This is a genomic window from Acidovorax sp. LjRoot66 (assembly GCF_964253305.1).
Lineage (GTDB): Bacteria > Pseudomonadota > Gammaproteobacteria > Burkholderiales > Burkholderiaceae_C > Acidovorax.
In genome coordinates this window covers 115996-129992 of sequence record NZ_CAXUQU020000001.1, presented here as the reverse complement: position 1 = coordinate 129992, position 13997 = coordinate 115996, and the positions used below count along the sequence as shown (strand labels likewise).

At 70.4% G+C, this 13997-nt stretch carries 8 protein-coding genes; 4 read left to right on the top strand and 4 right to left on the bottom strand.

What is annotated here, in order from left to right; translation table 11 throughout:
- The 4 genes from ACSQ3Y_RS00615 to glnE all read right to left on the bottom strand — a co-directional run bounded on the left by ACSQ3Y_RS00615 (nt 1) and on the right by glnE (nt 6229).
- Complete coding sequence (locus ACSQ3Y_RS00615) at nt 1-1191, bottom strand: efflux RND transporter periplasmic adaptor subunit (protein ID WP_436176102.1); 1191 nt, start codon at nt 1189-1191, stop codon at nt 1-3.
- A gap of 49 nt (nt 1192-1240) precedes the next feature.
- Nucleotides 1241-2665: an efflux transporter outer membrane subunit gene (locus ACSQ3Y_RS00610; protein WP_057200642.1), complete on the bottom strand. Its 1425-nt coding sequence runs from the start codon at nt 2663-2665 to the stop codon at nt 1241-1243.
- Nucleotides 2662-3396 carry a TetR/AcrR family transcriptional regulator gene (locus tag ACSQ3Y_RS00605; protein WP_057200643.1) on the bottom strand — a complete coding sequence of 245 codons (735 nt, stop codon included), beginning with the start codon at nt 3394-3396 and terminating at the stop codon, nt 2662-2664. The genes ACSQ3Y_RS00610 and ACSQ3Y_RS00605 overlap by 4 nt, the downstream gene beginning before the upstream one ends.
- Nucleotides 3397-3484: 88 nt before the next feature.
- Nucleotides 3485-6229 (bottom strand): bifunctional [glutamate--ammonia ligase]-adenylyl-L-tyrosine phosphorylase/[glutamate--ammonia-ligase] adenylyltransferase, encoded by a 2745-nt coding sequence (gene glnE / locus ACSQ3Y_RS00600; protein WP_436176101.1) that lies wholly within the window; start codon nt 6227-6229, stop codon nt 3485-3487.
- A 140-nt stretch (nt 6230-6369) separates the two neighbouring features.
- On the opposite strand from glnE, the gene ACSQ3Y_RS00595 reads away from it, so the two are divergent.
- Genes ACSQ3Y_RS00595 through ACSQ3Y_RS00580 form a run of 4 tightly spaced genes read left to right on the top strand, consistent with a single transcriptional unit; the run spans nt 6370 to nt 13989 of the window.
- A complete protein-coding gene (locus tag ACSQ3Y_RS00595) occupies nt 6370-10512 on the top strand; it encodes a YhdP family protein (RefSeq protein ID WP_436176100.1) in 4143 nt (1380 codons plus the stop codon).
- Nucleotides 10509-11324, top strand: a complete 816-nt coding sequence (locus ACSQ3Y_RS00590) for a carbon-nitrogen hydrolase family protein (RefSeq protein WP_436176099.1) — start codon at nt 10509-10511, stop codon at nt 11322-11324. Before ACSQ3Y_RS00595 ends, ACSQ3Y_RS00590 begins: the two co-directional genes overlap by 4 nt.
- Nucleotides 11321-13360 (top strand): two-component system sensor histidine kinase NtrB, encoded by a 2040-nt coding sequence (locus tag ACSQ3Y_RS00585; protein WP_057200646.1) that lies wholly within the window; start codon nt 11321-11323, stop codon nt 13358-13360. Before ACSQ3Y_RS00590 ends, ACSQ3Y_RS00585 begins: the two co-directional genes overlap by 4 nt.
- Nucleotides 13360-13989, top strand: a complete 630-nt coding sequence (locus tag ACSQ3Y_RS00580) for a response regulator transcription factor (RefSeq protein ID WP_436176098.1) — start codon at nt 13360-13362, stop codon at nt 13987-13989. The genes ACSQ3Y_RS00585 and ACSQ3Y_RS00580 overlap by 1 nt, the downstream gene beginning before the upstream one ends.
- Nucleotides 13990-13997 lie beyond the last annotated feature (8 nt).

Below are 13997 nucleotides of genomic sequence, written 5' to 3'. Positions count from 1 at the left end.
TTACTTGGTGGCCGAGGCCGGTGCGGCCGGGGCGCCGGCAGCGGCGGGCGCAGCGTTGGACACGCGCACCAGATCGCCATCGTTCAGGAAACCGGCACCGCGCACGGCAATAGCGGTCGATGCCTTCAGGCCCGACAGCACTTCCACCCGGTCGGCCACGCGCCGACCGGTCTGGATCTTGCGCTGCTGCACGCGCTGGTCGCTGCCCAGCGCGAACACGTACGAAAAGCCGTCGCGCACTACCACCGCTTCCTGCGCAATGGTCAGGGCATCGCTGCTGCCCAGTGCGAACTCGCCGCGCGCAAACATGCCGGGCAGGATGGCCGAGAGCGAGGTCTTGGCATCCGTGGGCGTGTCCATCGCCGTGGCGGGCAGGTCCACGTAGACCAGGGCGTTGCGGGTCTGGGGGTCCACCGTCGGGCCGACCATGCGCACGGTGCCCTGCACGGTGGTGCCGCTGGCCGCCGTCACGCTGACCTTGGAGCCGGGCTGGATGCGCGCGATCTCGGTCGATGTGACTTCGGCGCGCCACTCCAGGCGGCCCTTGCGCACCATGCGGAACAGCTCGGTGCCGGCGCCCACCACAGCGCCCACCGTGGCGTTGCGGGCCGAGATGATGCCGCTGTCGGGCGCCACCACCTGGGTGTATTTGAGCCGCAGCTGCTGCGCGTTGAGCTGGGCCTGGGCCGCTTCCACGCGCGCCTGGGCGGTCTTCTCGGCGGTGGTGTACTGCTGGATCTGCTGCTGGCTCAATGCGCCCGAGGCCTGCAGCGAGCGCGCGCGTTCGGCATTGGCGGCGGCCTCGGCGGCCGTGGCCTGGGCTTCGAGCACGCTGGCGCGGCCCTGGGCCACTTCGGCCTGTGTGGTCTCGGCCGAGAAGGTGGCCAGCACCTGGCCGCGCTTGACCACGTCGCCCACATTCACGCGCACGTCGGTCAGGCGCAGGCCATTGCTTTCGGCACCGATGATGGCCTCCTGCCAAGCCGCGACATTGCCGTTGGCGGCCAGGCGCAGGGGCACGGCGATGCGCTGGGGCTGGGCCGTGGTCACCGTCAATGCCGGACGGGGCTGGTTGGCCTTGGGCTCGTCGGCCGCGCGCGAAGCGCCCGAGAACACCAGGGCGCCGGTGGCAGCCAGGACGCAGGCAGCAACGACGGCCAGCGTGGAAGCGGAGAGTTTGAACTGGTTCATGAAAGCGGTCCGTTCATGCGGAAGGTGTCAGGAAAATAAGGGGCCGGGGTCAGCGGGTGCCGGCCTGGGCGGTTTCTGCCATGTCGGGGGCCGTGCTGTCCCAGCCGCCGCCGGCGGCGCGGTACAGCGCGATCCAGGCGGACTGGCGTTCGTGCTGCAGGGCCAGCAGCGCGTTCTGCGCGGCCAGCGCCGTGCGGCGCGCATCCTCCAGCTCGACCAAGCTGGCCAGGCCGCCGCGCCAGCGCGCGTCGGTGGCGTCGAACGAGATGCGGTAGCCCTCGGCCGCGGCGCGGGCGCTGGCATTGCGCTCGGTCGTGCTCTGCAGCCGCACCAGGGCCTGCTCCACCTCGCTCACGGCCTGGCGGATGCGGGCGCGGTAGAGCGCCACCGACTCCTCGTAGCGCGCCCGGGATGCATCGACCTGCGCGGCGCGGCGACCACCATCGAACAGCGGCAGGCTCAAGGCCAGAGGGCCCAGGGTCCAGGCGTCCACATCGGTCGTGGTGCCACCCGTGCGGACCCAGGCCCTGCCGATATTGCCGCTGAGCGACAGGCGCGGGTAGCGCTGGGCCTGGGCGTTGCCCACTTCGGCACTGGCGGCGGCGACTTCGCGCTCGGCGTTGTAGACGTCGGGGCGCTGGGAGATCACCTGCGCTGGCAGGGCGGCAATGGCGAACAGGCTGTCGGGCGCCGGGACCACGGGCGTGGCCGTGATCAGCTGGCGCAGCGCGGCCTCGTCCTGTCCGGTCAAGGCCACCAGGGTCTTGAACTCCACGTCGCACTGCATGCGCTGCTGCGAGGCGCGGGCCGTGGCCTCGGCAGCGCTGGCGCGTGCCAGGGCGGCGGTGGCCGGGGCGGTGAAGCCGGCGCGCTCGCTCAGGCCCGACAGGCGCGAGGTCTCGGAGCGCGAGCGCGCATCGCGCTCGGCCACGTCCAGCTGCTGCAGGCAGGTGCGCAGGCTGCTGGTCTGCAGTGCCACCTCGGCGGCCACGCTCACGCGCGCCTCGTGCCACAGGGCCTGGGCACCGGCCAGCCGCTCGCTGGCCGCATCGCGCGTAGCGGCGGCGCCGCCGAACAGGTCCACTTCCCAGGCGGCCTGCAGGCCGGCCTGGCTGGTGGTGGCCAGGCCACCGATCTGCGCGTTGGCGCCACGGCTGCTTGTCGCCTGGGCATCGAGCGTGGGCAGCAGGGCTGCCCGGGCTGTGGTCTGCGTGGCGCGGGCCTGCAGCAGGCGCGAACGGGCCTGGGCCACGCTGGGGCTGATGCCCTGCGCGGCCTCGATCAGCGGCACCAGGGCCGGGTCATTCCATTGGCGCCACCACTGGGCCAGGTCGGCCATCTGTCCGCCATGCGGCAGGGGCGCTGCCCAGCCCGCAGGCGCCTGCACCGGGACCGCCTGGGGCGGCCGCGCGGTGCTGCAGGCGCCCAGCAGCAGCACGCTGCACACGCCCAGGGTTCGAACAAACCATGTCATTCCTCTTCCTCCTTGTTGTTGTGTCCGCGCTGTTCGCGCAGTGCCTGGCGGCGTGCCACTTCGCCCTGGATCATGGACATGGCATAGCCGGTCAGGCGCTCGGCCCAGGCGTCCGCGGTGGCGGGGCCTGCGAGTTGGGGGGCGATGGCCTCAATGGCGTCGCGCTGGGTCCACAGCAGCATGACCAGCCCGCCGATCGAGAACGCCAGGCGGTGCATGTCATCGTCGATCTCGGGCACATCCATGTGCCCGCACAGCAGGCGTGCCAGCGCCATGTGCGGGGCCTTGCATTCGCGCTCTATCAGCTCGGGCCAGACGTGGGTGGGTTCGAGCAGCTCACGCACATGCAGGCGCGTGGCTTGCCGCACCAGGTCGTCGTGCTTGAGTGGCTCCAGCAGCCCAGTGAAGTAGTGCTGCAGGGCCTGCTGCAGGCTGAGCCCGGGCGCAGCAAACACCTCGATGAGGTCGCTGCCACTGCCAAAGGGCTCGTAGAACGTGGCCGTGTACAGCTGTGCCTTGTCGCCGAAATGGTAGCCAATGGCGGCCACGTTGGTGCCAGCCGCGACGGCGATGGCACGCACCGAGGTGCGGGCGAAGCCGTTCTCGGAAAACAAGCGCAGTGCGGCCTGCAGCAGGCGTGCGCGCGTGTCGTCGCCATCGCTGCGCGCGGCACGGGCGGGGCGCGCTGCGCGCTTGGCGGCAGGCTGGGAAACGGGCGGGGTGGAGCGCATGGCGGTGGATTAAACCACCATAATTCAAACAAGTGTTTAAATTAGCGTGACAATCGGCAACAGGCTACCGCCCGCCAGGAACGGGGGCTCAATGGCCGTTGCCGAACACTGCCGTCCACAACGCCAGCACCGCGTCGCGCTCGGCCTGCAGGGCCGGGGGCGTGACCTGGGTGGGGGCTTCGTCCAGGCGTGCGCGGTGCTGCACACGGCGCAGCTCGCGGTAGGCGTCGGCCGCCGCGTGGCCCACGCCGGCCGGCAGCAGGCCGACCTGCTCTGCGCGCTGCAGCAAGGCAATGTTGCCCACGTTGGCCACCAGCTCGGGGTGCGCCGCCGATTGCGAAAGCACCAGGTACTGCACGGCGAATTCCGCATCGACCATGCCGCCCCGGCTGTGCTTGACGTCGAACTGCCCGTCGCGCGTGGGGTGGGCCTGGCGCACCTTCTCGCGCATGGCGACGATCTCGCCGCGCAGCAGCGCCGGGTCGCGCGCCGAGGTGATCACGGCGGTGCGCACGGCGTCGAAGCGCGCTTCCAGCTCGGGCGTGCCCATCACGAAGCGCGCGCGCGTCATGGCCTGGTGCTCCCAGGTCCAGGCGGTGTTGCTGCCGCGCCGTTCCTGGTAATTGGCGTAGGCCTCGAAGCGCGTCACCAGCAGACCCGAGCTGCCATTGGGGCGCAGCGCGGTGTCGATCTCGTAGAGGTCGCCCTCGCCGGTCTTCACCGTGAGCCAGTTGATCAGCTTGCGCACGAAGGCGGCATACACCTCGGGGGCGCGCTCGTCGTCGTCGTCGAAGACGAACACGATATCGAGGTCGCTGCCGTAGCCCAGCTCCTTGCCGCCGAGCTTGCCATAGCCGATCACCGCGAACTGCGGCACCTCGCGGTGGCGTGTCTTGAGACGGCTCCAGCACCACTGGGCGGTCACGCGCAGCACGCTGTCGGCCAGGGCGCTCAGGTCGTCGGCCACCTGCTCGACCGTGATGCGGTGCTCCACGTCGCGTGCCAGCGTGCGAAAGGTCTCTGCGTGCTGCGCCCGGCGCAGCAGGTTCAAGAGGGTCTCGTCGTCGTCCTCGCCTGTGGAGGTGATCGAGGCCAGGCGCATGGCCAGCTCGCGCTCGAAATCGGCCACCGAAAAGCGCTCGGCCAACAGCGCGTCGCCCACCAGCTCGTCGATCACGCCGGGGTGCTGCAGCAGGTAACGCGCGGGCCAGCGCGCGGCGCCCAGCAGGTGCAGCATCTGCTCGTGCACGGAGGGGCGTTCCAGCAGCAGGGCCAGGTAGCTGTCGCGGCGCAGCAGGGGTTCGAGCCAGTTGGCCATGCGCACGGCGGCCTCTTCGGTCACCCGGCCCTCGGTGAGCCACTGGGCGGTGCGCTGCACCAGGCGGAACAGCCGCGCACGCGTCTCGTCGCGCAGGCCCTGTACGCGCGGGTGGTTGCGCCACTCGGCCACGCGCTCGCGGAAACCGGGGGGCAACTGCTCCAGCAAGGCTTCCAGTTCGGGCGGCGGGGGCGCGGCCGCGCGCGGGCCGCCGCAGCCGCCCTTGCTGCACTGCTTCTTGCCGTTGCCGCCCAGCAGGGTGTCGAACTCCTGCGCCACCAGCTCGCGGTGCGCGTCGAGCTCGTGCAGGAAGGCGCAGCAGTCGGGGTAGCCCATGGTGCGGGCGATCCAGGCCAGGTCGTCGTCGCGCGTGGGCAGCACGTGGGTCTGCTGATCATCCAGGTACTGGATGCGGTGCTCCACGCGGCGCAGGAAGACATAGGCGCGTGCCAGGGCATCGGCCGTCGGCTGCGGCATCAGGCCGGCCTGGGCCAGGCGCTGCAGGGCGTCGAGCGTGGGGCGCCGGCGCAGCTCGGGGAACTGGCCGCCGCGCACCACCTGCAACAGCTGCACGGTGAATTCAATCTCGCGGATGCCACCGCGCGAGAGCTTGACGTCGTTGGCGCGTTCGGGATGGCCTGCGCTGCGCTTGGCGGCGTGGTCGCGGATCTGGCTGTGCAGCAGGCGCAGCGCATCGAACACGCTGTAGTCCAGGTAGCGGCGGAACACGAAGGGCAGCACCACGCCGCGCAGTGCCTGCACCTCGGTGCTGGCAATGCAGTCGCGCGGCGCCACCACCCGGCTCTTGAGCCAGGCAAAGCGTTCCCATTCACGGCCCTGCACCTGCAGGTATTCCTCCAACGCTGCCAGCGAGACCGCTGCAGGGCCGGAGTTGCCGTTGGGCCTGAGGGCCAGGTCGACACGGAACACGAAACCGTGCTCGGTGGTGTCGCCCACCAGGCTGTAGATGGCCTTGACCGCGCGGGCAAAGTATTCGTGGTTGGAGATCTTGCCCCGGCCGTCGGGCGTGCCGGCGGTGTCGCCGTCATGCTCGTAGACGTAGATCAGGTCGATGTCGCTCGATACATTGAGCTCGCGCGCGCCGAGCTTGCCCATGCCGATGATCCACAGCTGCACGGCCTGGCCCTCGGGGCCCTGGGGCGCACCGTGGCGCGTGTCGAGTTCCTGGCGGGCATGCCGGCAGGCGCGGTCCAGCGCCAGTTCGGCCAGCTCGGTAACGGCGCAGGTGATGTCGGACAGCGGCGCCTGGCCATCGCAGTCGAGCTGGATCAGGCGTTCCATGACCAGCTGGCGCAGCACGCGCAGGGCGGTGCCAGTGTCGTTGCCGCGTGCCAGCAGGGCGTCGCAGACCGCATCCATCGCCGCGCGCCGGGGTGCCCCGTCGGGGAGCAGGGTCAAATCACTGCCGTAGCGCCGGTGCAGGCGCTGCAGGAAGCGGGAATGCCCGGCCAGCGGTTCGCCGTCCTGGAAGGGGTCGTTACAGGGTAGGGGCATGGTGACGGACATGGGTGTGGCGGGTGCCGCAGAGGGCCTCGGGCACGGGGCCAAGGGCTGCTGCACACACAAGGACACTGGTTCTCATTGAACCCACAAGGAAACCGCGGGTCATAATTCCTGCCACATTCAATCCCACCATGATCGATCCCACCCCGCACCCCTCACGCCTGCTCAAGACAGTGGCAGGCTTTGCGCGGTGGTCACTGGGGTTGCTGCTGGCCTTCTGGCTGCTGCTGACCATCGCCTGGGGGGCCCTTCATGGCTGGATTGTGCCGCGAATCGGCGAGTTCCGCCCGCAGCTGGAAGCGCATGCCGCACGGGCGCTAGGGGTTCCCGTGCGCATCGGGGCCATCAGCGCCCGCTCGGAGGGGCTGATCCCTTCCGTGGAGCTGGTGAATGTGGCGCTGCTGGACAGCGCCGGCCGCGAGGCACTGCGCCTGCCGCGCGTGGTCGTGGCCCTGTCGCCGCGCTCGCTGCTGAACTTCGGCTTCGAGCAGCTCTATATAGAGAAGCCGGACCTGGACATCCGCCGCGCCAGCGACGGCCGCATCACCGTGGCCGGCCTGGCCATGAAGGACAGCGGCAGCGACAGCAGCAGCGCGGCGGACTGGTTCTTCTCGCAGGGCGAGGTGCTCATCAAGGGCGGCACCCTGCGCTGGACCGACGAGATGCGCAACGCACCGCAGCTGGCGCTCACCGATGTGGATCTGCTGGTGCGCAACGGCAACTGGAGCCACCGCATGCGCGTGGACGCCACGCCGCCGCCCGACTGGGGCGACCGCTTCACCCTGGTCGGCCTGTTCCGCGCGCCGCTGCTGCGCGCGCGCGACGGCAACTGGCAGCACTGGAACGGCCAGGTCTACGCCGACTTCGCGCGGGTGGACGTATCCCGGCTGCGCCACCATGCGGACCTGGGAGTGGATGTGGCCCAGGGCCGTGGCGCCTTGCGGGCCTGGGCCGACGTGAAGAGCGGCCAGATCGTGGGCGGCACGGCCGACCTGGCACTGGCGGACGTGAACGCCACCCTGGGCCTGGGACTGGAGCCCCTGGTGCTGCCTTCCATCGCCGGGCGTCTGGGGGGCCGCCAGCTCAAGGGCGGCTTCGAGTTCTCCACGCAGGGCCTGCAGTTCACCACCGATGACGGCCTGCGCTGGCCCGGGGGCAACGTGAAGCTGGTGTACACCGATGCCACAGCCAACGTGCCCGCGCAGGGCGATTTCCGTGCCGACCGGCTGGAGCTGGCAGCCCTGGCGCAGATCGCCAGCCGCCTGCCCCTGGGCAGCACCGCCCACGACGCCGTGCGCCAGTACGCACCCAAGGGCCTGGTGAACGAGATCCAGGCCAACTGGAAGGGCCCGCTCGATGCGCTGCAGCAGTACCAGCTGCGCGGCCGCATCCAGGGCCTGGCGCTGGCGGGGGAGCTGAACAACGGGGCCGCCCAGAGCCTGGGGCTGCGCGGTGCCACGGTGGACCTGGACATGACGCAGGGTGGCGGCAAGGCCCAGCTCGCCATCGAATCCGGTGCCCTATTGCTGCCCGGTGTGTTCGAAGACCCCCTGCTGCCGCTGGACCGCCTGAGCGCCGAGGTGCGCTGGCAGCTGGAGGACGAGCGCATCGCGGTGCAGGTCAATGACGTGAAGTTCGCCAATGCCGATGCCCAGGGCGAGGCGCGGGCCACCTGGCATACCGCCGATGCGACGAAGCCACCGCACCGCTCGCGATTTCCGGGGGTGCTGGACCTGTCGGGCAAGCTCACCCGGGCCGACGGCACGCGCGTGCACCGCTACCTGCCGCTGTCCATCCCCGAGGATGCCCGCCACTACGTGCGCGACGGCGTGGTGGCCGGTACGGCCAGCGGGGTCGATTTCAAGGTCAAGGGCGACCTGCACGACCTGCCCTTCAACGACCCGCGCCTGGGCGAATTCCGCATTGCCGCGCGCGTCAAGGATGTGACCTATGCCTTCGTGCCCCCCCAATTGCATCCGAACGACCCGCTGCGCTGGCCGGCGCTCACGCAACTGCAGGGCGAGCTGATCTTCGAGCGCTCGTCCATGCAGGTGCGTGGCGCCAGCGGCAGCTTTGCAGGCACGTCCGGCGTGCGCGTGTCGCGGGTGGAGGCCTCCATCCCCGATCTTTCGCACACCGTGGTCGGTGTCAATGCCGACGCGCGCGGTCCGCTGTCCGAACTGCTCAGCGTGGTGAACACCTCGCCGCTCTCGCGCCTGACGGGCAATGCCCTGGCACAGGCCAGCGGCACTGGCCAGGCCGACCTCCAGCTCAAGCTGACCCTGCCCATCAGCAACATCGACAAGTCCCGGGTGCAGGGCGGTATTACCCTGGCCGGCAACGACGTGCGCATCACCCCCGACACGCCGATGCTCGGCCGTGCGCGCGGCGCGGTGCAGTTCAGCGAGACGGGGTTTTCGCTGGTCGGCGTGCAGGCCCGGGCGCTGGGCGGCGATGTGCGCCTGGAAGGGGGCATGCGCGCCCTGGCCGCCAATGCCCCGGCCACGGAAGCGGCCATCCAGCTGCGTGCGCAGGGCACGGCTACCGCCGACGGGCTGCAGCAGGCGCCGCAGATGGGGCTGCTGTCGCAACTGGCCAGCCAGGCCACGGGCAGCGCGCCCTACACACTGGCACTGGCCTTTCGCCGCGGGGTGCCCGAGGTGCAGGTGACGACCAGCCTGCAAGGCATGGCGCTGGCGCTGCCGGCGCCGCTGGGCAAGACGGCCGAGACCACCCTGCCGCTGCGCTACGACAACTCGCTGGCGCGCGAGTCGCTGACCGGCACGGTGACCGCCGCAGGCACGCCACCCCCCCTGCGCGACCAGATCACGCTGGACCTCGGGGCCCTGGGCTCGGCCACCTACCACCGAGACGTCAGCGGCGCCCAGCCGCGCGTGCTGCGCGGGGCCATCGGCATGGGGCTGGCGCCCGGCGAGTCGGCGCCCATGCCCACCGAAGGGGTGACGGCCAACATCCAACTGGCCAAACTGGACATCGACGCCTGGGAGGACCTGCTCAGCCCGCCGCGCCCGGCAGGCAGTGGAGCGCGCACCCCAGGCACGCCCTCCACCTTGACCAGCACCACGCTGGACTACCTGCCCACCACCGTGGCGCTGCGCGCCAAGGAGCTGTCGGCGCAAGGGCGCACCTTGCACAACGTGGTGGCGGGCGGGCAACGCGATGGCCCGGTCTGGAAGGGCAACATCGACGCCAGCGAACTCAGCGGCTTCGTGGAGTTCCGCGAGGGCGGGGGGGGCGATTCGGGCAACGGGCGGCTGTTTGCCCGCCTGTCGCGGCTGAACATGCCGCAGAGCGACGCCAACCAGGTCGAGGCACTGCTGGAGGAACAGCCCGGGTCGCTGCCCGCCCTGGACATCGTGGTCGACGATTTCGAGCTGCGTGGCCGCCGGCTGGGCCGGGTGGAGATCGAGGCGCAGAACCGGGGCAGCGACACCACGCCGCGCGAGTGGCGCCTGTCCAAGTTCAACATCACCTCGCCCGAAGGCAGCCTGACGGCCAGCGGCAACTGGGCCCTGCTCAACCAGGCGCGGATGGCGGGGAGTGGGGCCGGCGAGCGGCGCACGGTGCTCAATTTCCGGCTCGACATCCGCGATTCGGGCGACCTGCTCGCGCGCTTTGCCATGCCGGGCGTGCTGCGGCGCGGCAAGGGCCGCATGGAAGGCCAGGTGGCCTGGGTGGGCGCACCCTTCAGCCCCGACTACCGCTCGATGACGGGCCTGGTCAACGTGAATATCGAGGCCGGCCAGTTCCTCAAGGCCGATCCCGGCCTAGCCAAGCTGCTCAGCGTGCTCAGCCTGCAGTCGCTGCCGCGGCGCCTGACGCTCGACTTCCGCGATGTCTTCAGCGAAGGCTTTGCCTTCGACTTCGTGCGCGGCGACCTGCGCATCGAGCAGGGCGTGGCCACCACCAACAACCTGCAGATGAAGGGCGTGAACGCCGCCGTGCTGATGGAGGGCAGTGCCGACATCGACCGCGAAACGCAGGACCTGCGCGTGGTGGTGGTGCCCGAGATCAATGCCATGACGGCCTCGCTGGTGGCGACCGCCATCAACCCGGTGATCGGCCTGGGCAGCTTCCTGGCCCAGGTGTTCCTGCGCGGCCCGCTCATCGAGGCGGCGACCCAGGAGTTCCGCATCGATGGCTCCTGGTCCGACCCGCGCGTGGTGCGCGTGCCCCGGCGCACCCGCGTGTCGGGCACTGCGGCGGACACCGGGCCGCCGCCCCCCGCCCCCCGAACCGGAGAGCCCTCATGAAAGTCGCCGCCCTGCAGATGGTTTCCGGCACCCACCTCGACGACAACCTGAGCGCCGCGCGGGCCCTGCTGGAGCAGGCAGCGCGCGAGGGCGCCGAGCTGGCCGTATTGCCCGAATACTTCTGCATCATGGGCAGGAAGGACACGGACAAGCTGGCGCTGCAGGAGTCGCCTGGCGAAGGACCGATCCAGGACTTTCTCGCACGGGCTGCGCGCGAGCTCGGCCTGTGGGTGGTGGGTGGAACCCTGCCGCTGCGCGGCAACGACCCCGTGCGCGTGCGCAACACCACGCTGGCCTTCAACCCCGAGGGTGCCTGCGTTGCGCGCTACGACAAGATCCACCTGTTCCACTTCGACAATGGCCACGATCAGTTCTTTGAGAGCCGGGTGATAGAGCCTGGGGACGAGGTGGTGCAGTTCGAGCTGCGCTCGCGCGAGGGCGAGCTCTGGCACGTGGGCCTGAGCGTCTGCTACGACCTGCGTTTTCCCGAGCTCTACCGCGCCCATGCCCGTGCCGGGGCCGACCTGCTGCTGGTGCCCAGCGCCTTCACCCACACCACGGGCAAGGCGCACTGGGAGGTGCTGCTGCGTGCCCGCGCCATCGAGAACCTGGCCTACGTGCTGGCACCGGCCCAGGGCGGTGTGCACGAAAACGGCCGGCGCACCTGGGGCCACAGCATGCTGGTCGACCCCTGGGGTGAGGTCGCAGCGCTGCACGCAGAAGGCGCCGGCATCGCCCTGGGCACGCTGGCCAGGGCGCGCCTGCGCGAGGTGCGCAGCCAGCTGCCTGCCCTGGGCCACCGCGTGCTGTGAGCAAGCCGCGCCGAACCCTGTGGCAGCGCTGGCGTGGTGCCTGGCGGCGCTGGTCGCTGTGGACGCTGCTGGTGGCCCTGGTGGTGGCCATGCTGGTCACCGTGGTCTGGCTGGCCGGGCGCTACGAAGCCAGCCAGGTGCAAAGCCGGCTCGAACGCGACACGTCAGACGCCGTCTCGGACGTGCGCGTGGCCCTCACGCGCAACCTGCAGAGCCTGCAGGCCCTGCATGCCGATGACCCGGGCATCCTGGCCTGGGAGGTGAATGCCTCCGAGCTGCTGCGCGGCCACCGCGAACTGGTGCGCCTGGAGTGGCGCGACACCGGCATGCGGCTGCGCTCGCAGGTGCAGACACCGTACCGCCCCGTGTACTGGGACCGGGGCACGCGCGAGAGCGCCCACTCCGATGCCTCGCTGGCTTGTGCCAATGCGCGCCGGCTGAGCGGGCCGGCGTATTCCAGCAGCTACTTCCAGCCGCATGGCGACGGCCTGGGCTCGGAGATGATGGAGCTGTGCCTGCCCATCACGTCGGGCGGGCGCAGCACCGGCTTCCTGGTGGCCACCTATGCGCTCAACGCCATGCTCGAAGACCTGGTGGGGCACAGCCTCACGCGCAGCCAGGAGGCTTCCTTCACCGAGGCCGACGGCACGCGCCTGGCGGTGCTGGGCGCGGCGCGGCGCGGCTCGCGCATGTTCACGGCCACGCACCTACTGGACCTGCCCGGCGCCACCCTGGTGCTGCGCATGGACACCTGGCACAGCGCCCCGAGCCTGTTCCCCAACGTGCTCACGGCGCTGGTCACGGCCATGTCCATCGCGCTGGTCACGGTGATGGTGGTGCTGGTGCGCGACAACCGCCGGCGCCTGCGCGCCGAGCGCGACCTGGGGGACGCGCTGGCGTTTCGCAAGGCCATGGAGGATTCGCTGGTCACGGGTCTGCGTGCGCGCGACCTGGAGGGCCGCATCACCTACGTCAACCCGGCGTTCTGCGACATGGTGGGCTTTGCGCCGCAGGAGCTGCTGGGCCTGAGCGTATCGGCCCCCTACTGGCCGCCCGAGCGCGTGGAGGAATACCAGCAGCGCCAGGCCATCCGCTTTGCCGGCTACATGCCGCCGCGCGAAGGCTTCGAGTCGGAGTTCATGCGCAAGGATGGCACGCGCTTTCCGGTGCTCATCATCGAGGCGCCGCTGATCAATGCCCAGGGGCTGCACACCGGCTGGATGAGCGCCTTTCTCGACATCAGCGAGCAGCGCCGCATCGAGGAACTCTCGCGCGCCTCGCAGGAGCGCCTGCAGGCCACGGCGCGCCTGGCCACCGTGGGCGAGATGGCTTCGCTGCTCAGCCACGAGCTGAACCAGCCGCTGGCGGCCATATCGAGCTACGCCACGGGCTCCATGAACCTGCTGCAGGCACCCGCTGGCGCGGGTGAGGTGCCGCCACCCGAAAGCCTGCAGGACGTGCGCATGGCCATGCAGCAGATTGCGCGCCAGGCCGAGCGTGCGGGCAAGGTGATCAAGAGCGTGCACGACTTCGTGCGCCGCCGCGACCAGGCGCGCGAGGCCGTCACGGCGCAGCAATTGCTCGACGCCATCATGCCGCTGGTGAGCCTGCAGGCGCGCAAGATCGGCGTGCGGGTCCACACCGTGATGGAGCCCGAGCTGCCCGCTGCGCTGTGCGACCGCACCATGGTCGAGCAGGTGCTGCTCAACCTGGCGCGCAACGCCATGCAGGCCATGGACGTGCCGGGCATCTCCAAGCGGGTGCTGGAGATCCGGGCGCGCCGCGCCGCATCGAACGCGCACCAGGCCTGGATCGAATTCTCCGTGGCCGACCTGGGTGCCGGCATCGAACCCGATGTGGCCGAACGCCTGTTCACCCCCTTCTTCACCACGCGCGCCGAGGGCATGGGGCTGGGCCTGAGCCTGTGCCGCACCGTCATCGAGCAGCATGGCGGCTTTCTCGGTTTTGCCGCCAACGAACCGCGTGGTACGGTATTCACCTTCACGCTGCCCGTCTACCAACCTGCACCCTCCTGATGGAACCCGTCTCCAATGCCACCGTGTACATCGTCGACGACGATGCGGGCGTGCGCGAAGCGCTGGCCTGGATGCTGCGCTCGCGCCGCCTGCCCAGCGAGTCCTTCGACAGCGCCGAAGCCTTCGATGCCGCGCTGCAGTCGCGCCCGGCGCAGCGCCAGCCCTGCTGCCTGCTGCTGGACGTGCGCATGCCGGGCATGAGCGGCCTGGCGCTGTTCGACCTGCTGATCGTGCGCGGCGACCTGGCGACCATGCCGGTGATCTTTCTCACCGGCCATGCCGATGTGCCTACCGCCGTGGATGCGGTCAAGCGCGGCGCCTTCGACTTCTGCGAAAAGCCGTTTTCCGACAACGCGCTGGTGGACCGCATCGAGCAGGCGCTGGCGCAATCAGCCGCCCACCTGGCCGCGCTGCGCGAGCGCAGCGACCTGCAGGTGCGTCTGGCGGACCTGACCGAGCGCGAACGCGACGTGATGGACCTGGTGGTGGCGGGCCTGCCCAACAAGCTCATCGCGGACCAGCTCGACATCAGCGTGCGCACGGTGGAAGTGCACCGCGCGCGCGTGTTCGACAAGATGCAGGTGAAATCAGCCGTGGAGCTGGCCAACCTGCTGCGCCTGGGGCATTGATACCCGCG